This window comes from Pseudomonas sp. GL-B-19, assembly GCF_019956415.1.
Taxonomy (GTDB): domain Bacteria; phylum Pseudomonadota; class Gammaproteobacteria; order Pseudomonadales; family Pseudomonadaceae; genus Aquipseudomonas.
The window spans coordinates 63,527-84,206 of record NZ_JAHBDK010000024.1; the positions used below are offsets into that span (position 1 = coordinate 63,527).

23 protein-coding genes are annotated in these 20,680 nt (G+C 56.2%); 11 read left to right on the forward strand and 12 right to left on the reverse strand.

The window, feature by feature from the left end:
* The first annotated feature begins 119 nt into the window (after window positions 1-119).
* Genes KGB06_RS10340 through KGB06_RS10350 form a run of 3 tightly spaced genes read left to right on the forward strand, consistent with a single transcriptional unit; the run spans window position 120 to window position 3,998 of the window.
* Window positions 120-1,667 carry an N-6 DNA methylase gene (locus KGB06_RS10340; protein ID WP_223514950.1) on the forward strand — a complete coding sequence of 516 codons (1,548 nt, stop codon included), beginning with the start codon at window positions 120-122 and terminating at the stop codon, window positions 1,665-1,667.
* Complete coding sequence (locus tag KGB06_RS10345) at window positions 1,660-3,018, forward strand: restriction endonuclease subunit S (protein WP_223514953.1); 1,359 nt, start codon at window positions 1,660-1,662, stop codon at window positions 3,016-3,018. Before KGB06_RS10340 ends, KGB06_RS10345 begins: the two co-directional genes overlap by 8 nt.
* Window positions 3,015-3,998 (forward strand): hypothetical protein, encoded by a 984-nt coding sequence (locus KGB06_RS10350; protein WP_223514956.1) that lies wholly within the window; start codon window positions 3,015-3,017, stop codon window positions 3,996-3,998. The genes KGB06_RS10345 and KGB06_RS10350 overlap by 4 nt, the downstream gene beginning before the upstream one ends.
* 99 nt (window positions 3,999-4,097) lie before the next feature.
* On the opposite strand, the gene KGB06_RS10355 is transcribed toward KGB06_RS10350, so the two are convergent.
* From KGB06_RS10355 to KGB06_RS10410, 12 genes are all read right to left on the reverse strand, one after another.
* Window positions 4,098-4,685, reverse strand: coding sequence for a LysR family transcriptional regulator (locus KGB06_RS10355; protein ID WP_223514959.1), 588 nt, complete (start codon window positions 4,683-4,685; stop codon window positions 4,098-4,100).
* The gene (locus tag KGB06_RS10360) at window positions 4,660-5,388 is read right to left on the reverse strand and encodes a hypothetical protein (protein WP_223514961.1); all 729 of its coding nucleotides are present in this window, start codon (window positions 5,386-5,388) and stop codon (window positions 4,660-4,662) included. The genes KGB06_RS10355 and KGB06_RS10360 overlap by 26 nt, the downstream gene beginning before the upstream one ends.
* Window positions 5,389-5,476: 88 nt before the next feature.
* The gene (locus tag KGB06_RS10365; protein ID WP_223514963.1) at window positions 5,477-5,875 is read right to left on the reverse strand and encodes a hypothetical protein; all 399 of its coding nucleotides are present in this window, start codon (window positions 5,873-5,875) and stop codon (window positions 5,477-5,479) included.
* A 476-nt stretch (window positions 5,876-6,351) separates the two neighbouring features.
* Complete coding sequence (locus tag KGB06_RS10370; RefSeq protein ID WP_122721294.1) at window positions 6,352-6,549, reverse strand: ribbon-helix-helix protein, CopG family; 198 nt, start codon at window positions 6,547-6,549, stop codon at window positions 6,352-6,354.
* An 83-nt stretch (window positions 6,550-6,632) separates the two neighbouring features.
* On the reverse strand, window positions 6,633-7,454 hold the full coding sequence (locus KGB06_RS10375; RefSeq protein ID WP_223514965.1) for a hypothetical protein: 822 nt from the start codon (window positions 7,452-7,454) through the stop codon (window positions 6,633-6,635).
* Between the two features lie 170 nt (window positions 7,455-7,624).
* On the reverse strand, window positions 7,625-7,957 hold the full coding sequence (locus KGB06_RS10380; RefSeq protein ID WP_223514968.1) for a hypothetical protein: 333 nt from the start codon (window positions 7,955-7,957) through the stop codon (window positions 7,625-7,627).
* 1 nt (window position 7,958) lies between these two features.
* Window positions 7,959-8,255, reverse strand: a complete 297-nt coding sequence (locus KGB06_RS10385; protein WP_223514971.1) for a helix-turn-helix domain-containing protein — start codon at window positions 8,253-8,255, stop codon at window positions 7,959-7,961.
* A 190-nt stretch (window positions 8,256-8,445) separates the two neighbouring features.
* Window positions 8,446-9,147: a hypothetical protein gene (locus tag KGB06_RS10390; protein WP_223514974.1), complete on the reverse strand. Its 702-nt coding sequence runs from the start codon at window positions 9,145-9,147 to the stop codon at window positions 8,446-8,448.
* Window positions 9,148-9,245: 98 nt separating this feature from the next.
* Window positions 9,246-10,460, reverse strand: a complete 1,215-nt coding sequence (locus tag KGB06_RS10395; RefSeq protein ID WP_223514977.1) for a tyrosine-type recombinase/integrase — start codon at window positions 10,458-10,460, stop codon at window positions 9,246-9,248.
* A gap of 1,071 nt (window positions 10,461-11,531) precedes the next feature.
* Window positions 11,532-11,753 (reverse strand): helix-turn-helix domain-containing protein, encoded by a 222-nt coding sequence (locus tag KGB06_RS10400; protein WP_223514980.1) that lies wholly within the window; start codon window positions 11,751-11,753, stop codon window positions 11,532-11,534.
* 12 nt (window positions 11,754-11,765) lie between these two features.
* Window positions 11,766-12,359: a hypothetical protein gene (locus KGB06_RS10405; protein WP_223514984.1), complete on the reverse strand. Its 594-nt coding sequence runs from the start codon at window positions 12,357-12,359 to the stop codon at window positions 11,766-11,768.
* Between the two features lie 43 nt (window positions 12,360-12,402).
* Window positions 12,403-12,615, reverse strand: a complete 213-nt coding sequence (locus KGB06_RS10410; RefSeq protein ID WP_223514987.1) for a hypothetical protein — start codon at window positions 12,613-12,615, stop codon at window positions 12,403-12,405.
* 25 nt (window positions 12,616-12,640) lie between these two features.
* Between KGB06_RS10410 and KGB06_RS10415 the strand changes: the two genes are divergently transcribed.
* The 8 genes from KGB06_RS10415 (at window position 12,641) to pqqD (ending at window position 20,676) form a co-directional block, all read left to right on the forward strand.
* The gene (locus KGB06_RS10415; protein ID WP_007980298.1) at window positions 12,641-13,102 is read left to right on the forward strand and encodes an Lrp/AsnC family transcriptional regulator; all 462 of its coding nucleotides are present in this window, start codon (window positions 12,641-12,643) and stop codon (window positions 13,100-13,102) included.
* Window positions 13,103-13,333: 231 nt separating this feature from the next.
* Window positions 13,334-15,016, forward strand: coding sequence for a flavin monoamine oxidase family protein (locus KGB06_RS10420; protein WP_223514990.1), 1,683 nt, complete (start codon window positions 13,334-13,336; stop codon window positions 15,014-15,016).
* Window positions 15,017-15,028: 12 nt separating this feature from the next.
* Window positions 15,029-15,823 carry a carbon-nitrogen hydrolase family protein gene (locus tag KGB06_RS10425; RefSeq protein ID WP_223514993.1) on the forward strand — a complete coding sequence of 265 codons (795 nt, stop codon included), beginning with the start codon at window positions 15,029-15,031 and terminating at the stop codon, window positions 15,821-15,823.
* A gap of 48 nt (window positions 15,824-15,871) precedes the next feature.
* Window positions 15,872-18,295, forward strand: coding sequence for a pyrroloquinoline quinone biosynthesis protein PqqF (pqqF, locus tag KGB06_RS10430; RefSeq protein WP_223514995.1), 2,424 nt, complete (start codon window positions 15,872-15,874; stop codon window positions 18,293-18,295).
* Between the two features lie 155 nt (window positions 18,296-18,450).
* The gene (gene pqqA / locus KGB06_RS10435) at window positions 18,451-18,525 is read left to right on the forward strand and encodes a pyrroloquinoline quinone precursor peptide PqqA (protein ID WP_009045898.1); all 75 of its coding nucleotides are present in this window, start codon (window positions 18,451-18,453) and stop codon (window positions 18,523-18,525) included.
* Window positions 18,526-18,600: 75 nt separating this feature from the next.
* Complete coding sequence (pqqB, locus tag KGB06_RS10440) at window positions 18,601-19,512, forward strand: pyrroloquinoline quinone biosynthesis protein PqqB (protein WP_223514998.1); 912 nt, start codon at window positions 18,601-18,603, stop codon at window positions 19,510-19,512.
* Window positions 19,513-19,651: 139 nt separating this feature from the next.
* The gene (pqqC, locus tag KGB06_RS10445) at window positions 19,652-20,404 is read left to right on the forward strand and encodes a pyrroloquinoline-quinone synthase PqqC (protein ID WP_223515001.1); all 753 of its coding nucleotides are present in this window, start codon (window positions 19,652-19,654) and stop codon (window positions 20,402-20,404) included.
* Window positions 20,401-20,676 carry a pyrroloquinoline quinone biosynthesis peptide chaperone PqqD gene (gene pqqD, locus KGB06_RS10450; protein ID WP_223515004.1) on the forward strand — a complete coding sequence of 92 codons (276 nt, stop codon included), beginning with the start codon at window positions 20,401-20,403 and terminating at the stop codon, window positions 20,674-20,676. Before pqqC ends, pqqD begins: the two co-directional genes overlap by 4 nt.
* Window positions 20,677-20,680 lie beyond the last annotated feature (4 nt).

Consider the following 20,680-nt stretch of genomic DNA (forward strand, 5'->3'; position numbering starts at 1 on the left):
ACTCCCAGCGCACGTGTTCGCACGAGCAGATTTATCCACGATGATCGGCCACATTACGTCGCCCTCATCGCGAATGAATTCGCTCCTACACCAGCACATTCAATTTCTACGAGAGCCCCATGACCAATAGCGATATCGTCCAAAAACTCTGGAACCTTTGCGACGTCCTCCGCGACGACGGCATCAACTACAGCGACTACGTCACCGAGCTGGTGCTGCTGCTGTTCATCAAGATGGAATACGAGCAGGTGCAAAACAACGCCGACTTCGCCCACAAGTTGCCCGTCGGTGCCCGCTGGCCCGACCTCGAAGGGAAGTCCGGGCTCACCCTGCTCAATCACTATCGGCAGATGCTGCTGGATTTGGGTAAGAACAGCGACCCACTGATCGCCGCCATATACGCCGACGCCCAGACACGCCTAAAGGAACCACGCCACCTGGAGCAATTGATCAAGAGCCTCGACGGCATCGACTGGTTCAGCGCCCGTCGAGATGGTCTCGGCGATCTTTACGAAGGCCTGTTGGAAAAGAACGCCAGTGAAACCAAATCCGGTGCCGGCCAGTACTTCACTCCGCGCCCGCTGATCGACAGCATCATTAACTGCATCAAACCCCAGCCCGGTGAGACCATCCAGGACCCGGCCGCCGGCACCGCAGGCTTCCTGATCGCCGCCGACGCCTATATCAAGAGCCACACCGACGACCATTACGACCTAGATGAGAAAGCTCGAAGCTTTCAGCAAAACCGTGCCTTTGTCGGAGTAGAGCTGGTGCCTGGAACCCGCCGCCTTGCGTTGATGAACACCCTGCTGCACGGCATGGAAGGCGACGAAGAAGGTGTGGTTCATCTGGGCAACGCCCTCGGCCAAACCGGAGCCAACCTACCCAAGGTCGATTTGATTCTCTCCAACCCTCCGTTCGGCACCGCCAAGGGCGGCGGCGGCCCGACCCGTGACGACCTGACATACAAGACCAGCAACAAGCAACTCGCGTTCTTGCAGCACATCTATCGCGGCCTCAAACCCGGTGGCCGTGCCGCCGTGGTGCTACCGGACAACGTGCTGTTCGAAGCCGGCGTCGGCACCGACGTGCGCCGCGACTTAATGGACAAGTGTAACCTGCACACCATTCTGCGGCTGCCTACGGGGATCTTTTACGCTCAAGGCGTGAAGACAAACGTGCTGTTTTTCCAGAAAGGCTCGGTCGATAACCCACGTCAGGATCAAGGCTGCACGCAGCGTGTTTGGGTCTATGACTTGCGTAGCAACATGCCTAGTTTTGGGAAGCGCACACCGTTTGGCGCGGCTCATCTCAAGCCCTTCGAAGATGCCTTCGGGGAGGATGCTAATGGCAATAGCCCGCGTGCGGAGAATGTCGAGGGGATTGGAGAGCTGAGTCGCTTCCGGGTGTTTAATCGCGACCAGATTAAGCAGCGCGGGGATTCGCTGGATATCAGTTGGCTCAAGAATGCCGACAATCTGGATAGCAACAATTTGCCGATACCGGAAGTTCTGGCCGCAGAAGCCATGGCCGAACTCACCGAGGCTCTACATGAGTTGGAAGAACTAATGAAGGCCTTGGGCGCTGGGGATGAAGTGACAGCACAGAGGCAGTTAATGGCGGAAGTGATGGGGTTGACGGTGGCTCAGGAGAATGGGAATGAGTGAGTTACCGAAGGGATGGGTTACCGCTTGCATTAGCGATCTTGCTGACCTGAACCCCAAGCAAACTTTCGAAGATCACTTGGCAGCAGGCTTTGTGCCTATGTCCCACGCCCCGACCAACTTCCGGGAAAAACTGCGTTTTGACGACCGCAACTGGGGTGACATAAAGAAGGCTTATACAAATTTTAAAAACGGCGACGTGATTTTTGCTAAGGTGACGCCCTGCTTTGAAAATGGCAAAGCGGCTTTTGTTGAAGGCCTACCCAACGGTATAGGCGCAGGAAGCAGCGAATTTTATGTACTGCGCCCATATAACGAAGATGTGTCAGCCAAATATTTGCTGGCCTTAGTTAAAAGTCGCGAGTTCATGCGTGAAGGCGCATTGAATATGACCGGGGCAGTGGGTCTCCGCCGTGTACCAAAACAGTTTGTTGAAAGTTATCCGGCGCTAGTTCCGCCTGCAGCCGAACAAACCCGTATAGCCCAAAAAATCGATGAACTGTTGGCCCAGGTTGACACCCTCAAAGACCGCATTGATAGCATCCCCGCCCTGCTCAAACGCTTCCGACAATCCGTCCTTGCTGCTGCGGTATCTGGGAAGTTGACGGAGGAGTGGCATGAAGAAAACCATGCACCAGATTTCCAAGAGCGAACAATCGGCGAACTATTCAAGCTCATTGATGGCGACAGGGGGCCCAACTACCCCAAAAAAGAAGACTATCAAGAAAGCGAATACTGCTTATTTCTTTCAACCAAAAACGTGAGGAAATACGGTTTTGAGTTCCAAGAGACCGCCTTCATTTCAAAGAAAAAACACGAGCTTTTGCGAAGTGGAACACTTTCTCGCGGCGATATTGTAATAACGACCCGAGGAACACTGGGCAATGTTGCTTCGTATGACGCAAACGTACCATTCGACGTTGTACGCATTAATTCCGGAATGTTGATTCTCAGGAAAATTGAACCTGCTTTGGAAAATGAGTTTTTCAAGATGTTAATCGCGTCCCCTTCATTCCAGACGCTAATTGACACTCAACGAAGTGGATCAGCTCAGCCTCAGCTTCCGGCGAAAATTATCCGCGAGTTCCAAGTAAGCATCCCTTCAATTCAAGAGCAATCCGAAATCGTCCGTCGCGTCGAACAACTGTTCGCTTATGCCGACCAACTCGAATCCAAAGTAGCTACAGCCAAAGGCCGTATCGACCACCTGACCCAAAGCATCCTGGCCAAAGCCTTTCGTGGTGAACTGGTGCCACAAGACCCCAACGACGAACCGGCTAGCGTGCTGCTGGCACGCATCCAAGCCCAACGCGTCGCCACACCCAAGGCCAAGCGAGGAAGCAAAAGCACATGAAGCGGGTGTTCATCGCCAATTTCGGCCGTGAAAACTACGAATGGCCCAACTGCCTTCGTCGTTCGACCGTTGCCACCATGAACGCCGAAAAGACCCATAGCTTCTGGGCTGCAGGCGACCGTGAAGGCTTTATCGAGACCACACTGAAACATGAGAAAACCGCTCGAGGCATGGTTCCGACACTGGGGGTGGCATCACGCTGGTTCAACTTGATGACCATCATTGCGCAAACATCCGGTGATATCTGGATTCACTGCGAGAAGAATGATCTGTGGTGGACCGAGTCGCTACCTGATGCCCCAGCTTTTGAACTTGGGGAAGATCCCAGCAGTAAGCCTCCCAAGCCTGTCTACGTGTGCCACAAGCCCTGCAAACCCTGGGTAAAAATCAGCTTGAGCGGTAGTCGGTTGGAATGGAGTGCACTGCATCCGAAGGCGTGGGACTTCCTTTCAACCGAAGCCACCCTTCAGCAGCTATCCCCCGATTATGCGGAATACGCATTGGCGCTTGTCCATGGGAACGACCTGACCCCATGGCATGAGCGCCGAGAGTGGAGAGAGAAAACGGCCGTGCGTAAAGCGGGACTTGTGAGCTCGTTTAGCAACCTCAAAGTCGCTGCATACCGGATGGCACGCACCGCGTGGGAAACAACACAACAGTCCAACGGCCAGGAAGTAGTCCGCTGGGCCAAGAACAAAGATTTCGGTTTCCCAGACGAAGAAGAACTACAGCTCTACATTGAAGAGCTGTACCGCATGCAGGAAGGCCTGTGCGCGCTCACGGGCATATCGATGCAGCTGGATCGGGCGCAGGACGATGACGAACAGCTGTGCTCTCTCGACCGAATCGACAGCGATGGCCACTATGCCCCCGGCAACCTGCAGATCGTCTGCCGCTTTGCCAACCGCTGGAAAAGCCACAGCAACAACGCTGACTTCATGCGCTTGATCAGACTGATCAGAAGCACCACCAACCTCTAGGCCTCATGCCGCAAAGGATTGCAATGGACACTTTAACCATTCTGCAACCCATACTCGACGCCCTGAAATGGCTGCTGGCCATGCTGCCGGTGGGTCTGCTCAAATCGTCCTAGGCCAAGGGCCATTTCGGCGACCTGGTACAACTACCAACGCCTCCCTGAACAGCAGTTCGCCCCGTGAAGGGCCGTCGCTGGTGACCAGGGCGAGGTCGATCTGGCCGCGGTCGACCTTTGCCCAGAGGCTTGCGGAGTCTTCGCAGACCAATGTGACCTCGACCTCACTGAAGCGGGTCATGAAGCTGTACAGGGCCGGCATCTGGTAGGTCAGGGCATAGTCATCAGGCACACCCAGGGTAACGCGCCCGGAGACCGCGCGCCCGTGCATCGCATCAACCATCGTCGAGTGGGCTTCGAGCAGCTTGAGGGCGTGTCCTAGCAGGTCATACCCGGCAGGGGTCAACGTCAGTTGCTTCGGCTCGCGCTTGAACAGCGGCCGGCCGAGGCTGTCTTCCAGCTTCTTCAACTGCATGCTCACCGCGGACTGGGACCGGGCGACCTGACGCGCCGCCGCGGTCATAGAGCCGGTATCCACGACTGCCAGTAACGTGCGCAACCAGTCGATCTGTAAATCCCTGGAATGAATCAGCGTCCTGTCACGAATGTCAGCTCGGTGCGGCAGACTGGGCAATGGCTATCCCGCGATAAAAGCGGTTACCGATGGTTAGTTTGTCTTCCCAGATCGACACGCCGATTTCTGCCCGCATCAACCGGGCCGGAAAGCTGCTGAAATCTCTAACCTTGATTGCATACGGGGCAGTCCATGCATTGCCGCTTGCAGGGACGGGAATCGTCCAGTCACGCCCATGAAATGACAGCACGGCACCATCAAACCGAATTGAAATCCTGTCGTCTGGGTCATCCTTGCTGACGTGCCCAGCCAGCGTTTTGAACAGCAGGCGCATCCATGAGCGTTCTACCCAGCAATGTGGGCGGGCTGCATGCGCAGCCTGCTGGCGAACCCAAGGGAGCGTCGATTGATGTTGCAACCCCAGAATCACCAACTCTTGTTTCATGCTGGCAACAAGCCTTTCATCGCAAAGCTGGTGTTCAAGCGCCCATGCAATCCAAGCCGCACACTGTTCGGCGGAGTCAACCTGCAGTGGCATTTCGAATTCGATTTGTGCGATGGATCGTGATGTGGCGACCAGTCCGGAAAGATGCCAAGCCTCGCGCATCTGCAGGTTCATCATGCGGGCCGCTGTCAGCTGAAAGCTGCCAAAGTCATATGAAAGGCCAGTTTCTTGCTCGGAGTACACCTTCGGCTCAGTCCTGAAGCCCAGCGCCTGCAAGGCTGCATGCGTTGAAACCGGATTGACATCCCGTGCGCTCATCCTTTCGCCCTCAGTTATGCCGGGGTGACGTTGCCCCAAGGGTATCCATGGAGCTGCCCCCTGGCGGCGGACGCCAAGAAGTCGAACGTTAAGGCGTCCGCTTCAAACCCTTTGCATAGTCGTTTGGTGAACGATAGCCCAGCGCTCCAAGATCGAGCGGTTCCACGAGTGCGGGCTCGAATTGGGCGATCTGGCGGCGATGTTCCATCCGGTCCTGCGGGGCTGGCAGCAGTACTTCGAAAGCAGCCTGATAAGCCTCGGTCGCGTTGAGTCTTACCAGGCATTGCCACACAAACTCCACATGGCGCGGACCCATCTGTGCGAGCAACTGCTCCAGGGGCGACAGTTCAACGGGGGCGGGCTCAGAAGCAGCAGTGACTGGGTGTTTCGCTGGTTTCTTGGGGGCTGCAGGCTTTCGGGCTGCACGGGATTTTGGTTTGGCTGCTTGAGCATCCGCGCTCTTGGTGGCCGGTTTCTTGGCTGCCATTGGGGATTCCTTACGCGGGGGAGGGAGAATATTGGAGCTGTCCATCGTTGCAGCCGAGGTCGCGGCCAAGCTTTCGCTGGCACCATTCGAGGAGCTGCTGTGGATCGAGGAAAACGTGGCGACCTGATCGAAAATGCCGTCCTCGCCCCTGGGAGCCGTCAGGCGACCCCTTTGCTGCTTTTTCAGTACTCACTAAAAGCTGAGTACTTACTAGGGGGGGATTTGCCGGCGCCGGTTTTGCCGGCGCCGGATTATCCGTCTGCGGTGGAACTGGGATTTCATTGACGACGTAGGCCAGGCCGGAGAACTTACCGCTCTCATTTCGGGCCTGGTCTGCTACCAGGTACCCATGAACAGCTCCAGTAGCTTGGCCCATTTATTACCCCCCCTCGCGCGCGCGCGCGTACTGCTCTAAAAATCATCAAAATTTCCACGCATTAGGGCTGACGAAAATCATCCAACTGTTGCAGATACGCTTAGGGAGCTACTGAAGCACGGTTCTGGAACCGAACCACGTCACGCTCCAGCTTCTCTTCGATAGCCAGACGCACGAACTCTGAACGGTTGGCGCTGGGATAACGGATCAGCCGATCAATCGCGGCCACGGTTTCAGTTTCAACTGACACAATCAGCCGGGTCTTGGGTGTTTCCTTGAATAACCTGTTTTTGCTCATGGTTGTTAACCTAATCAGAGATGCTCGGCACGTCGTTTAATCATGTGTTTAGCGATGTGTGGATGTCCTCAGGTATGAGGAGATTAGTTGTGATCACTATCGGGTGGAAAGCACTCAGCCAGCCACTCCTCCATTGTTTGTTCTTGTGGTCGCTTGCGCGATTGGGTAGATACGTTGACTGCCGTGTACCCGTCTGTACTGATTACCGTTTTACCGTGGTTTTCAGCCCCCGTGGTTTGATTCCCTTGGAGACCATGATTTTGCTGGGCTGGAGCCAAATCCTTGTCCGGCACTTTTGTCCGGCAGTTGTCCGTCGCTTGTACGGCAGTTGTCCGGCAGTTGTCCGGCTGAAAGGCGTTACGCACCTCAGCAGAAGTGATGAAAAGGGGGCGGAGCGATGCGGTGTTCAGCCGGTTTTTTCGCCCGGCTACCATATCTGCAGCGAACAGGATGTCCCGCAGGTTACCCAGATAGTCATGGAGCGACGAAAGGCGCTTTGGCGTGGGAAGGCCGGTTGACTGCCAGAAACGGTAGAGATGGCTGCGTTTGCCAATGCGAAAGTGCCCTTTCGGAAGATCAGAGCCTTTTGCCCCTGCCTTGGTGGTACGGTCACGACTCAGCTCCGCGTTGAAGATGGCGTGGGAATCCAGACCATCTACAAATGACGGAAGCTGGATCGCCACACCTGGCGCCTGCTGATGACCAAACTTGCCGGTCGAATAACCGCCATATTCATATGCATCGATCCCCAGCGTGTGCAGGATTTCGCGCAGAAGAGCGTGTGAATGTTCGTCCAACCAATCCTGAGGTACAGGCTTACCACTGATCGGGCGAACGACAAGCCGGCCAAGCACAATACTGATTTCGTCTCCTCGGCTGAGTAATTTCCCGACGGTAACGGTCATTGCAACACCCAGGCTTTGGTCTGTTTGTCCTCCAGGGCGATCAAGCCAACTACAGCGGCCAGCGCCACCCGCTCGACGACCAACAGTTGAAGGTGCATTGAAAAAATTACTTTCAACAGGCAAGCCGGGACCGTCACCGCCTCTTGGCAGCGTTGAAAATCCTCCATGGTTTAAGCCCCTGACTGAATGGCGTCGAGCTCGTTGCAAGCGGCGATATTGGAGTTGGCCTGTGCGCCGAAGTAATAAACCAGGCCGTGATGAGGGCGCCCGTGATACTCGGTCAGAGTGATATGTTGGGTGTTGATGGGAGGCTCTTGCACAAGCAACGCCTTAACGCGGGCCGCTGACATCAGGATGTTCTGCTCAATCTGGGCGGTAATCGTGCCCGCTGGGCCAGCTTGCTGGCTAGCCAGAAGACGGGCGCACTGTGCCTCGGTATTGGTATCACTCCAGGTCAATTTCTGGGGGGCGACCTGTTGGACGGCCTTATTGCTCTCCGTCATGTTAGATGACCTCGTCGGTATGGCGTGCGGTGCGATCCGCCAGAAACTGCGCCAAATCATTCACGCGATAGCGCACCAGACGGCCGACCTTGATGAAGGGCAGGTTATAGCGGCCAGTGGAGCGCCAGACGCTCAAGGTACTTGCTTTGATACAAAGCGCCTGGGCCGCTTGCTTATCATTGACCTGCACGGGCGGCTTGTCTGCGGGGTAGCCAAGCGCGACGGAAATCTGGGCCACAATTTCATTGATGGCTTGGGACTTGATATCGGCATCGGTACGCGCGTAGGAAATGGTCATCGTAAATCCTCGTAATCGTCAGGGTGCGAGGAGAACGATGGGGCAACCTACTGGACCAGGCGCAAGTGGTCCAGGTAGACCGGGTCTACTTTTATTTTGCGAAATAGCATGGCCGCTGGGCGTTTATTTTTCATCGCTACTAACTCATCGTTCGCGCCGATTCGTCCAATGCGTGGCCATATCCCTGCGATTACTTTGCAACCTCTATAAGCAAACGCCCCCAAGCCTCTACAAATGCTTTTGTTTTGGTGCTTTTTCCTTGATTGGCGCCCTCGAACAAGCAACCGGGACCGGTCAATCCTTGATGAACGACCCATTCCCAGCACATGTGACGCGCGCCCTCCGCGCCACTCCGCGCAGAGCGGAGATTCGCCGCCGTAAACTCGCTTTGACTCTTGAACCAGCGACGAAGATATTCGATGCGCTGATCAAGCAAAGGTAGATTTTGGTCTACTACCTGAAGCTCTTGCCGCTCATGCATTTTTTCAGCAATGACTTCTGCCAATCCATCCTCATCAATGGGAATCTCGATTCCCTGACCTATGGCCCAACGAACTAATTTCTTAAACTCAGCCATTGTGAAAGGGAACGGCAAAACAGGTTTTTTCAAATTATTGGATGGATGCTTCCCCAGAAAATTTCTTTCTGCACGGGTGAGCCTGGATCGAACGCCATCAGGCAGCTCCTGCCAATAGAGCCCCTCCTTCGGGTCTATTTCAAAAAAGCCAAGAAAATCATCTTCGCTGTCGTCTTCTCCTACACAAATTTTTATGAAGTCGGCGTATCCAAATTCAGTATCGCCATCAATGGCGTCCAAAGTGCTCATGAGAGCTGCCAAGCCTTTTGCGCTTTCTTCTTGGGCCACCAGCTCCTCGGGACCGATTTCCTCCAATGCAACATCTCCTCTTCAAACGATCTACTGAAAGGTGACCTGCCCATTGGGTAGGTCACCTGCTTTTCGCTCCGTTGGGCTAGGCTGACCACCATTGATCATGCGTTGGTCGTGCGCCCCATCGCTGCTGTGATTTTCTCCAATGCCTCGCGCACCGGATCGGTAGCTAAGTGGGCATATCGGGCAGTGGTCACCGTCGTCGTGTGCCCAAGCAGTTTGCCAACCATCGGGAGGCTCACACCTTGGCCGACCAGCCAGCTTGCTGTTGTGTGGCGAAGGTCATGTATGTGGAGGTCCGGGATTTCAGGCAGCGCCAACTCCGCAGCAAAGGCCTTGAGCATGGCATGCCAAGTTTTGCGAATTTCCCCCATATGACCAGCCTTGGTTGGTGCAGGAAAAACCCAATCCCGGCTCACACCGACACGCCGGCGCAGAATCTCCAGAGCAGGTGGCGGCACCGGTATCGTATGGATCAGCTTGTTTTTGTGATGACTGCTGGGAATCGTCCAGATAGCAGTATCCAGGTCCAACTGGTCCCAGCGCATCGCCTTGACGTTTCCCGACCGCGCCCCCGTGAACAGACACAGCCTGACAATGTCCGCTACGTCCTGATTCCCCACGGAGTCGATGGCCTTGAACAAGGCCGGCATTTGCGAGGGCTTGATCCACTCTTCTCGCCGAACTTCGTGGTTGTCCTTGAGCGTTGACCACGGATTGCGGAGGTCCAGGCCGTGATGCTTGATGGCATGGTTCCACATGGCACGGGCCAGCCGTTTCACGTGGTTCGCCTCCACCGGCCCGCTCACAACTGTCACATCGCGGAAAATCTTCCCAGCCAAGGTGGAGGTGATCTCACTTACTCGACGCTTGGCGCGATCTTTCAAATGGCAGTCATACAGCCGCTGATCCTTTCTCCAACTACGCTTGATCGGCTTGTCAGGGGTCGGCCCGACTGCGCGCTCGTCTCTCCAGACACCCCATAAGTCAACAACGGTCAGCTCTTCCTTTCTGGCAGTGGCAGCGGCACGAACGCTCTCGCCGGCATTCAGGCTCTTGAGCTTCAGCCGAGCTCCGATGCGGGCCTGTTCGACGGTCATATCGGGAAACACCCCCAAGCGTATGAACTCGTTATTGCCCTTGCGTCCCATACCCGCGACGCGACGAATTACATAGAAGGTCTTGGAGCCCGCCGGAGTAACGCAAATGGAAAGCCCTAGGGTTTTAGAGTCCCGATACCAAGCGCGTTTATCGGTCGGTTTGATACCGTCCAAGGCTGTCTTGGTAAAACTGAAGGCGGTTTCTGTCGTGTTCACTGCTTGCTTTCCGAGCTGGGCTGTCAATCACCGGTCAATCACCGAAGGTCGAAAACCGTTAAACTTCGTAAAGCAAGAATATGGCTGAAGCCCAATAAATACAAGGCTCTATATATATTTGTAAAACTTGGTAAAACGAAGAAAAAGAGACTCATAATCCTTTGGTCCACGGTTCAAGTCCGTGTGGGCCCACCAAATAAAAAAGCCGCGCTATTGCGCGGCTTTTTCGTATGTGACGTGTTGGTTTTCCTTGACCCCTATTTCGCTGCCACAGTCTCATCTGCGACCCTCAGTAATGGCGGCTGTGCGTAAGGCGTCTTAGGACGTGCCGGTTGCACCGCTCCCCACTCGCTGCAACGCTGTTCAGCCGCTATGTCGAGTGCCAAGGCAGAGAACGTGATCGTCGCAAGGAATTTATGGTTCGAGAAAGCATCCGGCAGAAAAAGCATAAGTCAGCGGCTGGTTTTGCGCGGTTAAGCCGCAACTGCGGCCCGGAGCATGCATTCAACATCGGTCATAGCAGCGCTGCGGCGTTGTCGTTTGCGGCATCACTGCTCGACGGCTAAAAACTCAGAGCCGGGAGATAGCCCTTGGAATACCACCGTTTCTAAGCGGCCAATTAAAGACATTCATTGGATGGTGTTTCGGCTAAAAACGCTGCCCGAAAACTCCTTCGCCTCGATCAGACTACATAAACATAAACAGGCGCTGGGTTAGAACGACGTATTGTTGTAGGTAATTGATGATAAGCAGGCGGTGCTCGATAGACTACCACTGGCGGAGGGCGAGAGATGTAAGTCGTTGCCTCTTGGAATACCTCGAAATAACCGTTTGCAGTGCAGGATATAGATAAAAGGGAAGCAGCAATGACAATGATATATTTTGCAATACGAACACACATGAGATCTCTCCAAAATGAAGTTGGATACTTAGCGCTCCAGAACCTTATTCCATATATGTTTTGCCTGTTTTTTAGTAGCAGCTAGCTGTAATAATCATAATAGGCTTACAGTAACTGCTGAGCAGGACTCTATTTGTGCAATGGCTCCACAAAATTCACCAAAATAGATGTTATTGAGTTTTATCGCTTTCGGGGGTGTACTGCAAAATATCCCCAGGCTGACAATCCAGGACCTTGCATATTATCTCCAGCGTTGAGAAACGTACGGCTTTGGCTTTCCCTGTTTTTAGAATGGAGAGGTTAGAGAGCGTGATCCCGGTTCTCTCTGCCAGCTCACCAAGTCGCATCTTTCGTCTGGCGAGCACTACATCTAAATTGACAATTATTGGCATTAATATCCCACTTTAAATTACAGACTCTAATTCTTGCTCGGCTTCTGCAAGTCTTTTGGTTGCAATGCATCCAATCCAAATAGCAATGCCAGTGGCAAGCATCGGGAGATTCAGGCTTAGATTTACTATAAAAACATCGTTATCCAAAGCTGAAAATACGCCGCCTGAAATTTGACCAAGGAGAGCGGCTACAGGCCAAACAAGTGTGACGACCGCGATTTTTCGTAGCCAAATGGCAATATGTGCCGCTGTAGGCTGATGACGCAATGATGAGAGAAGACCTTTCAGTGTCAAAAAGAGCGCGATTGAAAAGCACACTTCAATAATGACATCGAGTACGACGCTAAAAATCCCAGCTGACTTGTCAACCGCGAAAGTCAGTCCTTCGCTGGCTGTGTTAATGGTCTCTGACGAGAGGGGGGCTGAGTTGCGAGAAAGATCCAGATAGCTCATCGATTGATCTCCAGTGCTCAAAAACAATGCGAGCCCACCGAATAGGGCTGTACAAATTGCCAACACGACGCAAGCGTTTTCAAGTCCCTTGATGAGTCTGTCTGAAAGGGTATGGGCTGATTCGTTCCAGCTGGTTGGTAGCGAGCGTGTCATGGGGGACTCCTTTGTTATGGACGTCCCAATAATGCCGTATTTTTTATGCATTACAATATTTATTTATCGATAATCGATAATTTATTGGCGTTTTGCGATCAACACCAAAGAAGAATCCTGCGTCCCCAATTGCAGGCACCTTGAAGAATTGCGTATTGGGTGCATTTGGGCATCCTGCCGCCTTGTTGGCGTCCTTGAGAGCATTTTGGACTTTGGGCAGCTCAGTTTCGAACGAGCCTGTAACATGCTCAGCCATTGATTCGCACCACTGGAGACGCCCCTTGCCTGACACACGCCCGCCCGTTCTAGACGAGATCGACCGCCAATTGATCGCAGCTCTGCAGATCAACGCCCGCGAGAGCGTGGCGATGCTGGCCCGGCAATTGGGCATCGCTCGTACGACCGTCACCTCGCGACTGGCGCGCCTGGAAAAGGCCAAAGTCATCACCGGTTACGGCGTGCGCCTGGGTCAGCGCGTGGTGGATGGCGGATTGCAGGCGTACGTCGGGATTACCGTGCAACCGCGCTCAGGCAAAGAAGTGCTGCGCCGGCTCAGTGCGATGGCGCAAGTTCAGCAGTTGTGTGCGGTGAGTGGCGAATTTGATTATGTGGCGTGGCTGCGTACTGACTCGCCAGAGCAGCTGGATCAGTTGCTGGATCAGATTGGCAGTGTGGATGGAGTGGAGAAGACGACGACCTCAATCATCTTGAGTAGCAAGATTGATCGGGGGCAGCCGGTTTAGGCGCCAGGCTTGAGTGAATGGGTGACTAATGGGGCCTCATCGCGAGCAGGCTCGCTCCCACAAGGATCGGGTTTCGTCAGATTGAATCAGTGCATTGTCATATTGGCTGGTTAATTGGCAAAACGACGACACATTGCGTCTTATTAACGTGTTCTACGCTCACTAGAATGGCTGCCATCTTTTCCTATACTCAGACGCGCATCCCGCGTCGGGTCGCCAGCAAGGTCAGCCATGAACAAGAACAATCGCCATCCTGCAGACGGTAAGAAACCAGTCACCATTTTCGGCCCGGACTTTCCTTTCGCCTTCGACGACTGGATCGAACACCCGGCTGGCCTGGGCAGCATTCCTGCGCACAACCACGGTGCCGAAGTAGCGATTGTCGGCGCCGGCATCGCAGGCCTGGTGGCGGCTTACGAACTGATGAAACTGGGCTTGAAACCGGTCGTCTACGAAGCTTCGAAAATGGGCGGCCGCCTGCGTTCCCAAGCGTTCAATGGCGCCGAAGGCATCATCGCCGAGCTCGGCGGCATGCGCTTTCCGGTCTCGTCCACCGCGTTCTATCACTACGTCGACAAGCTCGGCCTTGAAACCAAACCTTTCCCGAACCCGCTGACGCCCGCCTCGGGCAGCACCGTGATCGATCTGGAAGGCAAAACCCATTACGCACAGAAACTGGCGGATCTTCCTGCCTTGTTCCAGGAAGTGGCTGACGCCTGGGCCGATGCTCTGGAAGCCGGCTCGCAGTTCTCCGATATCCAGCAAGCGATCCGCGACCGCGACGTGCCACGCCTCAAGGAGCTGTGGAACACCCTCGTCCCGTTGTGGGACGACCGCACCTTCTACGACTTCGTCGCCACCTCCAAAGCCTTCGCCAAGTTGTCGTTCCATCACCGCGAAGTGTTCGGCCAGGTCGGTTTCGGCACCGGCGGCTGGGACTCGGACTTCCCCAACTCGATGCTGGAAATCTTTCGCGTGGTAATGACCAACTGCGACGATCACCAGCACTTGGTGGTTGGTGGTGTGGAACAAGTGCCACAGGGTATCTGGCGTCATGTGCCGGAACGTTGCGTGCACTGGCCTGAAGGCACCAGCCTCAGCTCGCTGCACAATGGCGCGCCGCGTACCGGGGTGAAAAAGATCGCCCATGCCGAAGGCGGCCGTTTTGCCGTTACCGACAACTGGGGCGATACCCGCGAGTACGCCGCGGTGTTGACCACCTGCCAGAGCTGGCTGCTGACCACCCAGATCGAATGCGACGAAACCCTGTTCTCGCAAAAGATGTGGATGGCCCTCGACCGCACCCGCTACATGCAATCGTCGAAGACTTTCGTAATGGTCGACCGGCCATTCTGGAAGGACAAGGACCCGGAAACCGGCCGCGACCTGATGAGCATGACCCTCACCGACCGCCTGACCCGTGGCACTTATCTGTTCGACAACGGTGACGATAAGCCCGGCGTGATTTGCCTGTCTTACTCGTGGATGAGCGATGCTCTGAAAATGCTCCCGCAGCCGGTGGAAAAACGCGTGAAACTGGCGTTGGACGCGTTGAAAAAGATCTACCCGAAAGTCAACATCGCCGCGCGCATCATCGGCGATCCGATCACCGTGTCGTGGGAAGCGGACCCGCATTTCCTCGGTGCCTTCAAAGGCGCCCTGCCCGGCCATTACCGCTACAACCAGCGCATGTACGCGCACTTCATGCAGGACGAGATGCCAGCCGAGCAACGCGGGATTTTCATCGCCGGCGACGATGTTTCGTGGACGCCGGCCTGGGTGGAAGGCGCGGTGCAGACCTCGCTCAACGCGGTGTGGGGCATCATGAAACACTTCGGCGGTGAAACTCACGCCGAGAACCCGGGTCCAGGTGATGTGTTCAACGAGATCGGACCGATCGCCCTGCCCGAGTAAGAGGAATCCGAAATGCGCGTAGCCCTTTACCAATGTCCACCGCTGCCCCTGGATGTCGCCGGCAATCTACAACGCCTGCATCAACTGGCGCTGGAGGCCAAAGGTGCCGACTTGTTGGTGGTGCCGGAGATGTTCCTGACCGGCTACAACATCGGCGTCGATGCCGTCAGCGTCCTCGCGGAAGTGCACAACGGTGAGTCGGCGCAGCAGATTGCGCGCATTGCCAAAGCAGCCGGGATTGCCATTTTGTATGGCTACCCGGAGCGCTCCGAGGATGGGCAGATCTACAACGCGGTGCAGTTGATCGACGCTCAGGGCAAGCGGTTGTGCAACTACCGCAAGACTCACCTGTTCGGCGACCTCGATCACTCGATGTTCAGCGCTGGCGAGGATGACTTTCCGCTGGTGGAACTCAACGGCTGGAAGCTTGGCTTCCTGATTTGCTACGACATGGAGTTCCCGGAAAACGCCCGACGTCTGGCCCTGGCCGGTGCCGAGCTGATCCTGGTGCCGACGGCGAACATGATTCCCTACGACTTCATCGCCGACGTCACCGTCCGCGCCCGGGCCTTCGAGAACCAATGTTACGTGGCCTATGCCAACTACTGCGGCCATGAAGACGAGATCCACTACTGCGGCCAGAGCAGCATCGCCGCGCCGGATGGCAGTCGCATCGCCCAGGCCGGCCTGGATGAAGCGCTGATTGTCGGCGAGTTGGATCGCCAGTTGATGGTCGACTCACGCGCCGCCAATCGCTACTTCGCTGATCGGCGTCCCGAGCTTTACGGCGACCTTAACAAGCGCTGATCCCCTGTAATCCGCTAGCATTAGCGCTTCTCTGTTCTGGAAGTGCTCATGCCTGCGCTGAATCACCCTCGCCCCCACACTGAAACCCTGGCCAACGGCTTGCAGGTGACGCTGCGTCATGCCCCGAATTTGAAGCGTTGCGCGGCGGTGCTGCGGGTCGCGGCAGGCAGTCATGATGTGCCGCTGGCCTGGCCCGGTCTGGCGCACTTTCTTGAGCATTTGCTGTTTCTTGGCACCGAGCGTTTTCCTGCCGGCCAGGGACTGATGGCCTACGTTCAGGGTCATGGCGGTCAGGTCAACGCGCGGACCAATGAGCGCACGACTGACTTCTTTTTCGAGCTGCCGACTCAGGCGTTTGCCGGAGGGCTGGAGCGTCTGTCAGACATGCTCGCTCATCCACGTATGAATCCGGACGAGCAGTTGCGGGAACGAGAAGTGCTGCACGCGGAATTCTTCGCCTGGTCACAGGATGCAGCGGCGCAACAACAATTAGCGCTGTTCGATGGGCTTTCACCGACTCATCCCTTGCGCGGGTTTCATGCCGGAAACCGCGACAGCCTGCCGGTGCCGCAGCCTGAGTTTCAGCAAGAGTTGCAGGATTTCCATCAGCGGTTTTATCAGACCGGGCAGATGACACTCAGCCTGGCCGGGCCGCAGAGTCTCGATGAGTTACGTGAGATGGCTCAGCGTTTTGGCGCCGAGATTCCCGTCGGGCAACGAGTCCCGCAACAATCGCCTACTGCGCTGATGAACACCTCGGAAAAAACTTATCAACAGACTGGCGAACATCGGCTGGATCTTCTGTTCGCGTTCGAAGCGTTGTCTGAGTCATCGCGTGAAGCGCTGGCGTTTCTATGCCATTGGCTGAACACCGCGAAACCTGGCGGCCTGATGGCGAAGCTGCGTGAACAGGGTCTGGCTGACAGCCTGAAAGCCGCGCCGCTCTACCAGTTCGCCGGGCAAGCCTTGCTGCACATCGAATTCACCACCACACAACCGGGGAGCGTGATCCGCGAGAGGTTGCTCGACTGGCTGGGCTTCTTTACCTCCCAACAAGACTGGGCCGGCTTGCGCGAAGAATACATCGCCCTGCTTGAACGCCAGCAGCAAGTCAGCGGCCCCTTGCTACTGGCCCAACGAGACAGCGAGCAACTGGAAACCGGGTTATCCGATCAGGGCGTTGCAACCCTCAAGGACATCCTGAGTAAAATCGGCGCTGTGGATAACTTCAGCGGTGAATGGCAACTGCCATCGCCTAACCCTTTTTTGCGCGCTGAAGCACCCGCTGCCAATGCCGGGCTGATTCGCGGCCAGACCAGCAAACACCGTGGTCTGCGCACGTTTGCCCAGGACCGCTCGCGCAGTCGTCGCGAAAACTCCCCGATGCAGTTCAGTCAGGTCTTGCCAGACAATACCGATGAAGGGGCGATTTATCTGCGTTGGCGACTCGACTTCAAACCTCACGCCAGCCTTCATTCGAACCTGGAAAACTGCCTGCAGCCATTGCGCGAAGATGCGCGTCAGGCCGGTGTCGACTTTTCCTTCAGTGCATCAGGCAATGAATGGTTGCTGAAGATGACGGGGCTACAGGCACCGATGCCAGCCGTCCTCGAACACGCGTTGAAAGAGCTGACCACACCCGGAGCCGGATTCTCACAGGATGAACTGCCAAGCATTGCGTTGATGCCAATCAAACAACTGCTGAAGGCGTTGCCTGATCACTGCCTTGAACCCGCCGTTGTTTCAGGGGATTTGCAGCAACTTTGGTCGAGCGCGCGCTGGGAAGGCCTGGCCGTTGGCTTGTCGTCACAGACACAAGCCGCAATGGGATTGGCACTGAGCCGCGTTCCCGGCGTTGCGGATCAACAATCGTCGCAGCCCTCGATCAACTCGCAGCGCCTGTGGAGCACTGTCGATACCGACTCCAGCGAACAAGCGCTATTGCTGTTCTGTCCGACCGCTACCCGGGACATTGCCGATGAAGCCGCTTGGCGCTTACTCGCGCACCTGTGCCAGACGCCGTTCTACCAGCGCCTGCGGGTGGACTTACAACTGGGCTATGCCGTTTTCAGCGCATTGCGCCAGATCCATGGGCAGACCGGGATTCTGTTCGGCGTGCAATCACCGAGGATTGCACCTGCCGGTCTGCTGGAACACATCGAACACTTTTTGGGTGAGTTGCCAGGAATGATTGATGGCATCGACGAGGCCACCTTCATCAATCAGCGTCAGTCCTTGGTTGATCAATTCGACCTGAACTCCCTGCCCGTCCATCAGACAGCCGAACTGCTCTGGCAGGGCAAGCTGGCTGGCCACTCGTCGGATTATCTGAAGCGTCTACCTGAAACAATTTTGATGATCGATCGCGACGCATTACTGGCCGCCGGGCAGCGATTGAATCAAGCAGTCGGTGGCCGGCGCTGCCTGGCCAGCGGTCCTGCCCCGAGTGCGGTTTGGCAAGTGACAAAATGATCATTACAGGCGCTGCAATTAGCTTTCTCAAAGTTTCACGGGCAACCGCACTGTAATTTTGAGTAACATAGCAACCTAACTATCTGAACATCTCCGTCTGGAGGTGGACTATATGTATAGGTCTCAACTGTCCCGTCACCTGAAGGAGCGCTCCCATGTCCTGGTCCAAACCTGCTTACACCGACCTGCGTATCGGTTTTGAAGTCACCATGTACTTCGCAAGCCGCTAATCTTTTTGTATCGCAGTGCTACGCCTCGGCTCGCCGGGGCGTTTTTATTTTCAGTTTTCGAATGATGGAGCGGCCATGTTTGTCCAGATTCTAGGTTCCGCCGCCGGCGGTGCTTTCCCCCAGTGGAACTGCAATTGCGTGAACTGCGCCGGTTTTCGCGATGGCAGCCTGAACGCCAAGGCGCGGACCCAGTCGTCCATCGCGATCTCAGATAACGGTGTGAACTGGGTGCTGTGCAACGCTTCGCCAGACATCCGCGCCCAGCTTCAAAGTTTTGCCCCGATGCAACCGGGCCGCGCCCTGCGCGATACCGGCATCAGCGCGATCATCCTGATGGACAGTCAGATCGATCACACCACTGGCCTGCTCAGCCTGCGCGAAGGTTGCCCGCACCAGGTCTGGTGCACCGACATGGTCCATGAAGACTTGAGCACCGGCTTCCCGCTGTTCACCATGCTCACCCACTGGAATGGCGGGCTGGACTGGAACCGGATCGAACTTGATCACAGCTTCACCATTGCTGCCTGCCCGAGCCTGCGTTTCACCCCGCTGCCGCTGCGTAGCGCCGCACCACCCTATTCACCGCACCGCTTCGACCCTCACCCCGGCGACAACATCGGCCTGATCGTCGAAGACCTGAACACCGGCGGCAAACTGTTCTACGCGCCGGGGCTGGGCAAGGTCGACGCGCCGCTGCTGGAAATCATGGCCGGCAGCGATTGCCTGCTGGTGGACGGCACGATGTGGGACGACGATGAAATGCAGCGCCGTGGCGTCGGCACCCGTACCGGCCGGGAAATGGGCCACCTTGCGCAGAATGGCCCGGGCGGGATGTTGGAAGTGCTGGAGCAACTGCCGAAACAGCGCAAGGTGCTTATCCACATCAACAACACCAATCCGATTCTTGATGAGGATTCGCCGGAGCGTGCCGAGCTGGTTCGGCGGGATGTTGAAGTGGCGTATGACGGCATGAGTATTGTGTTGTAGGACATCGAGACCGCTGCGCGGTCTATCGCCAGCAGGCTGGCTCCCACAGGGGAATGCGATCAACTGTGGGAGCCAGCCTGCTGGCGATGAGGCCGGTCCTGACACCAAAGAATCCACCGGTCGTACCCGGAGAACCGAAATGACTGACACCGCCATGTCCCCCGCCGAATTCGAAGCCGCCCTGCGCGCCAAAGGCGCCTATTACCACATCCATCACCCCTACCATGTGGCGATGTATGAAGGCCGGGCGACCCGCGAACAGATCCAGGGCTGGGTCGCCAACCGCTTCTACTATCAGGTGAACATTCCCCTGAAAGATGCCGCGATCCTCGCCAACTGCCCGGACCGCGAGATCCGTCGCGAGTGGATCCAGCGCCTGCTCGACCACGACGGCGCCCCCGGCGAAGACGGTGGCATCGAAGCCTGGTTGCGACTGGGCCAGGCCGTTGGCCTCGACCCGGATCAACTGCGCTCGCAGGAATTGGTTCTGCCCGGCGTGCGCTTCGCTGTCGACGCCTACGTCAACTTCGCTCGCCGGGCCAGTTGGCAGGAAGCCGCCAGCAGCTCGCTGACCGAACTGTTCGCGCCGCAGATCCACCAATCGCGCCTGGACAGCTGGCCGCAGCATTACCCGTGGATCGACCCGGCCGGCTACGAATACTTCCGAACCCGTCTGGGCCAGGCGCGCCGCGATGTGGAACACGGTCTAGCCATCACCTTGCAGCACTACACGACGCGGGAAGGCCAAGAGCGCATGCTGGAAATTCTCCAGTTCAAACTGGACATTCTTTGGAGCATGCTCGATGCCATGAGCATGGCCTACGAACTGAAACGCCCGCCATATCACAGCGTGACCGAGCAACGGGTCTGGCACAAAGGAATCACCTTATGAGTTTCGACCGCAGCAAGACCCCGACCTGGCGCATGGGCTACCGTTTCCAGTACGAACCGGCGCAGAAAGGCCATGTGCTGCTGTACCCGGAAGGCATGATCAAACTCAATGAAAGCGCCGCGTTGATTGGCGGCTTGATCGACGGCGAACGCGATGTCGCGGCGATCATTGCCGAACTGGACGCACAGTTCCCCGGCGTGCCCGAGCTCGGTGAAGACATCGAGCAATTCATGGAGGTCGCGCGTGCTCAGCACTGGATCGAACTTGCCTGATTCC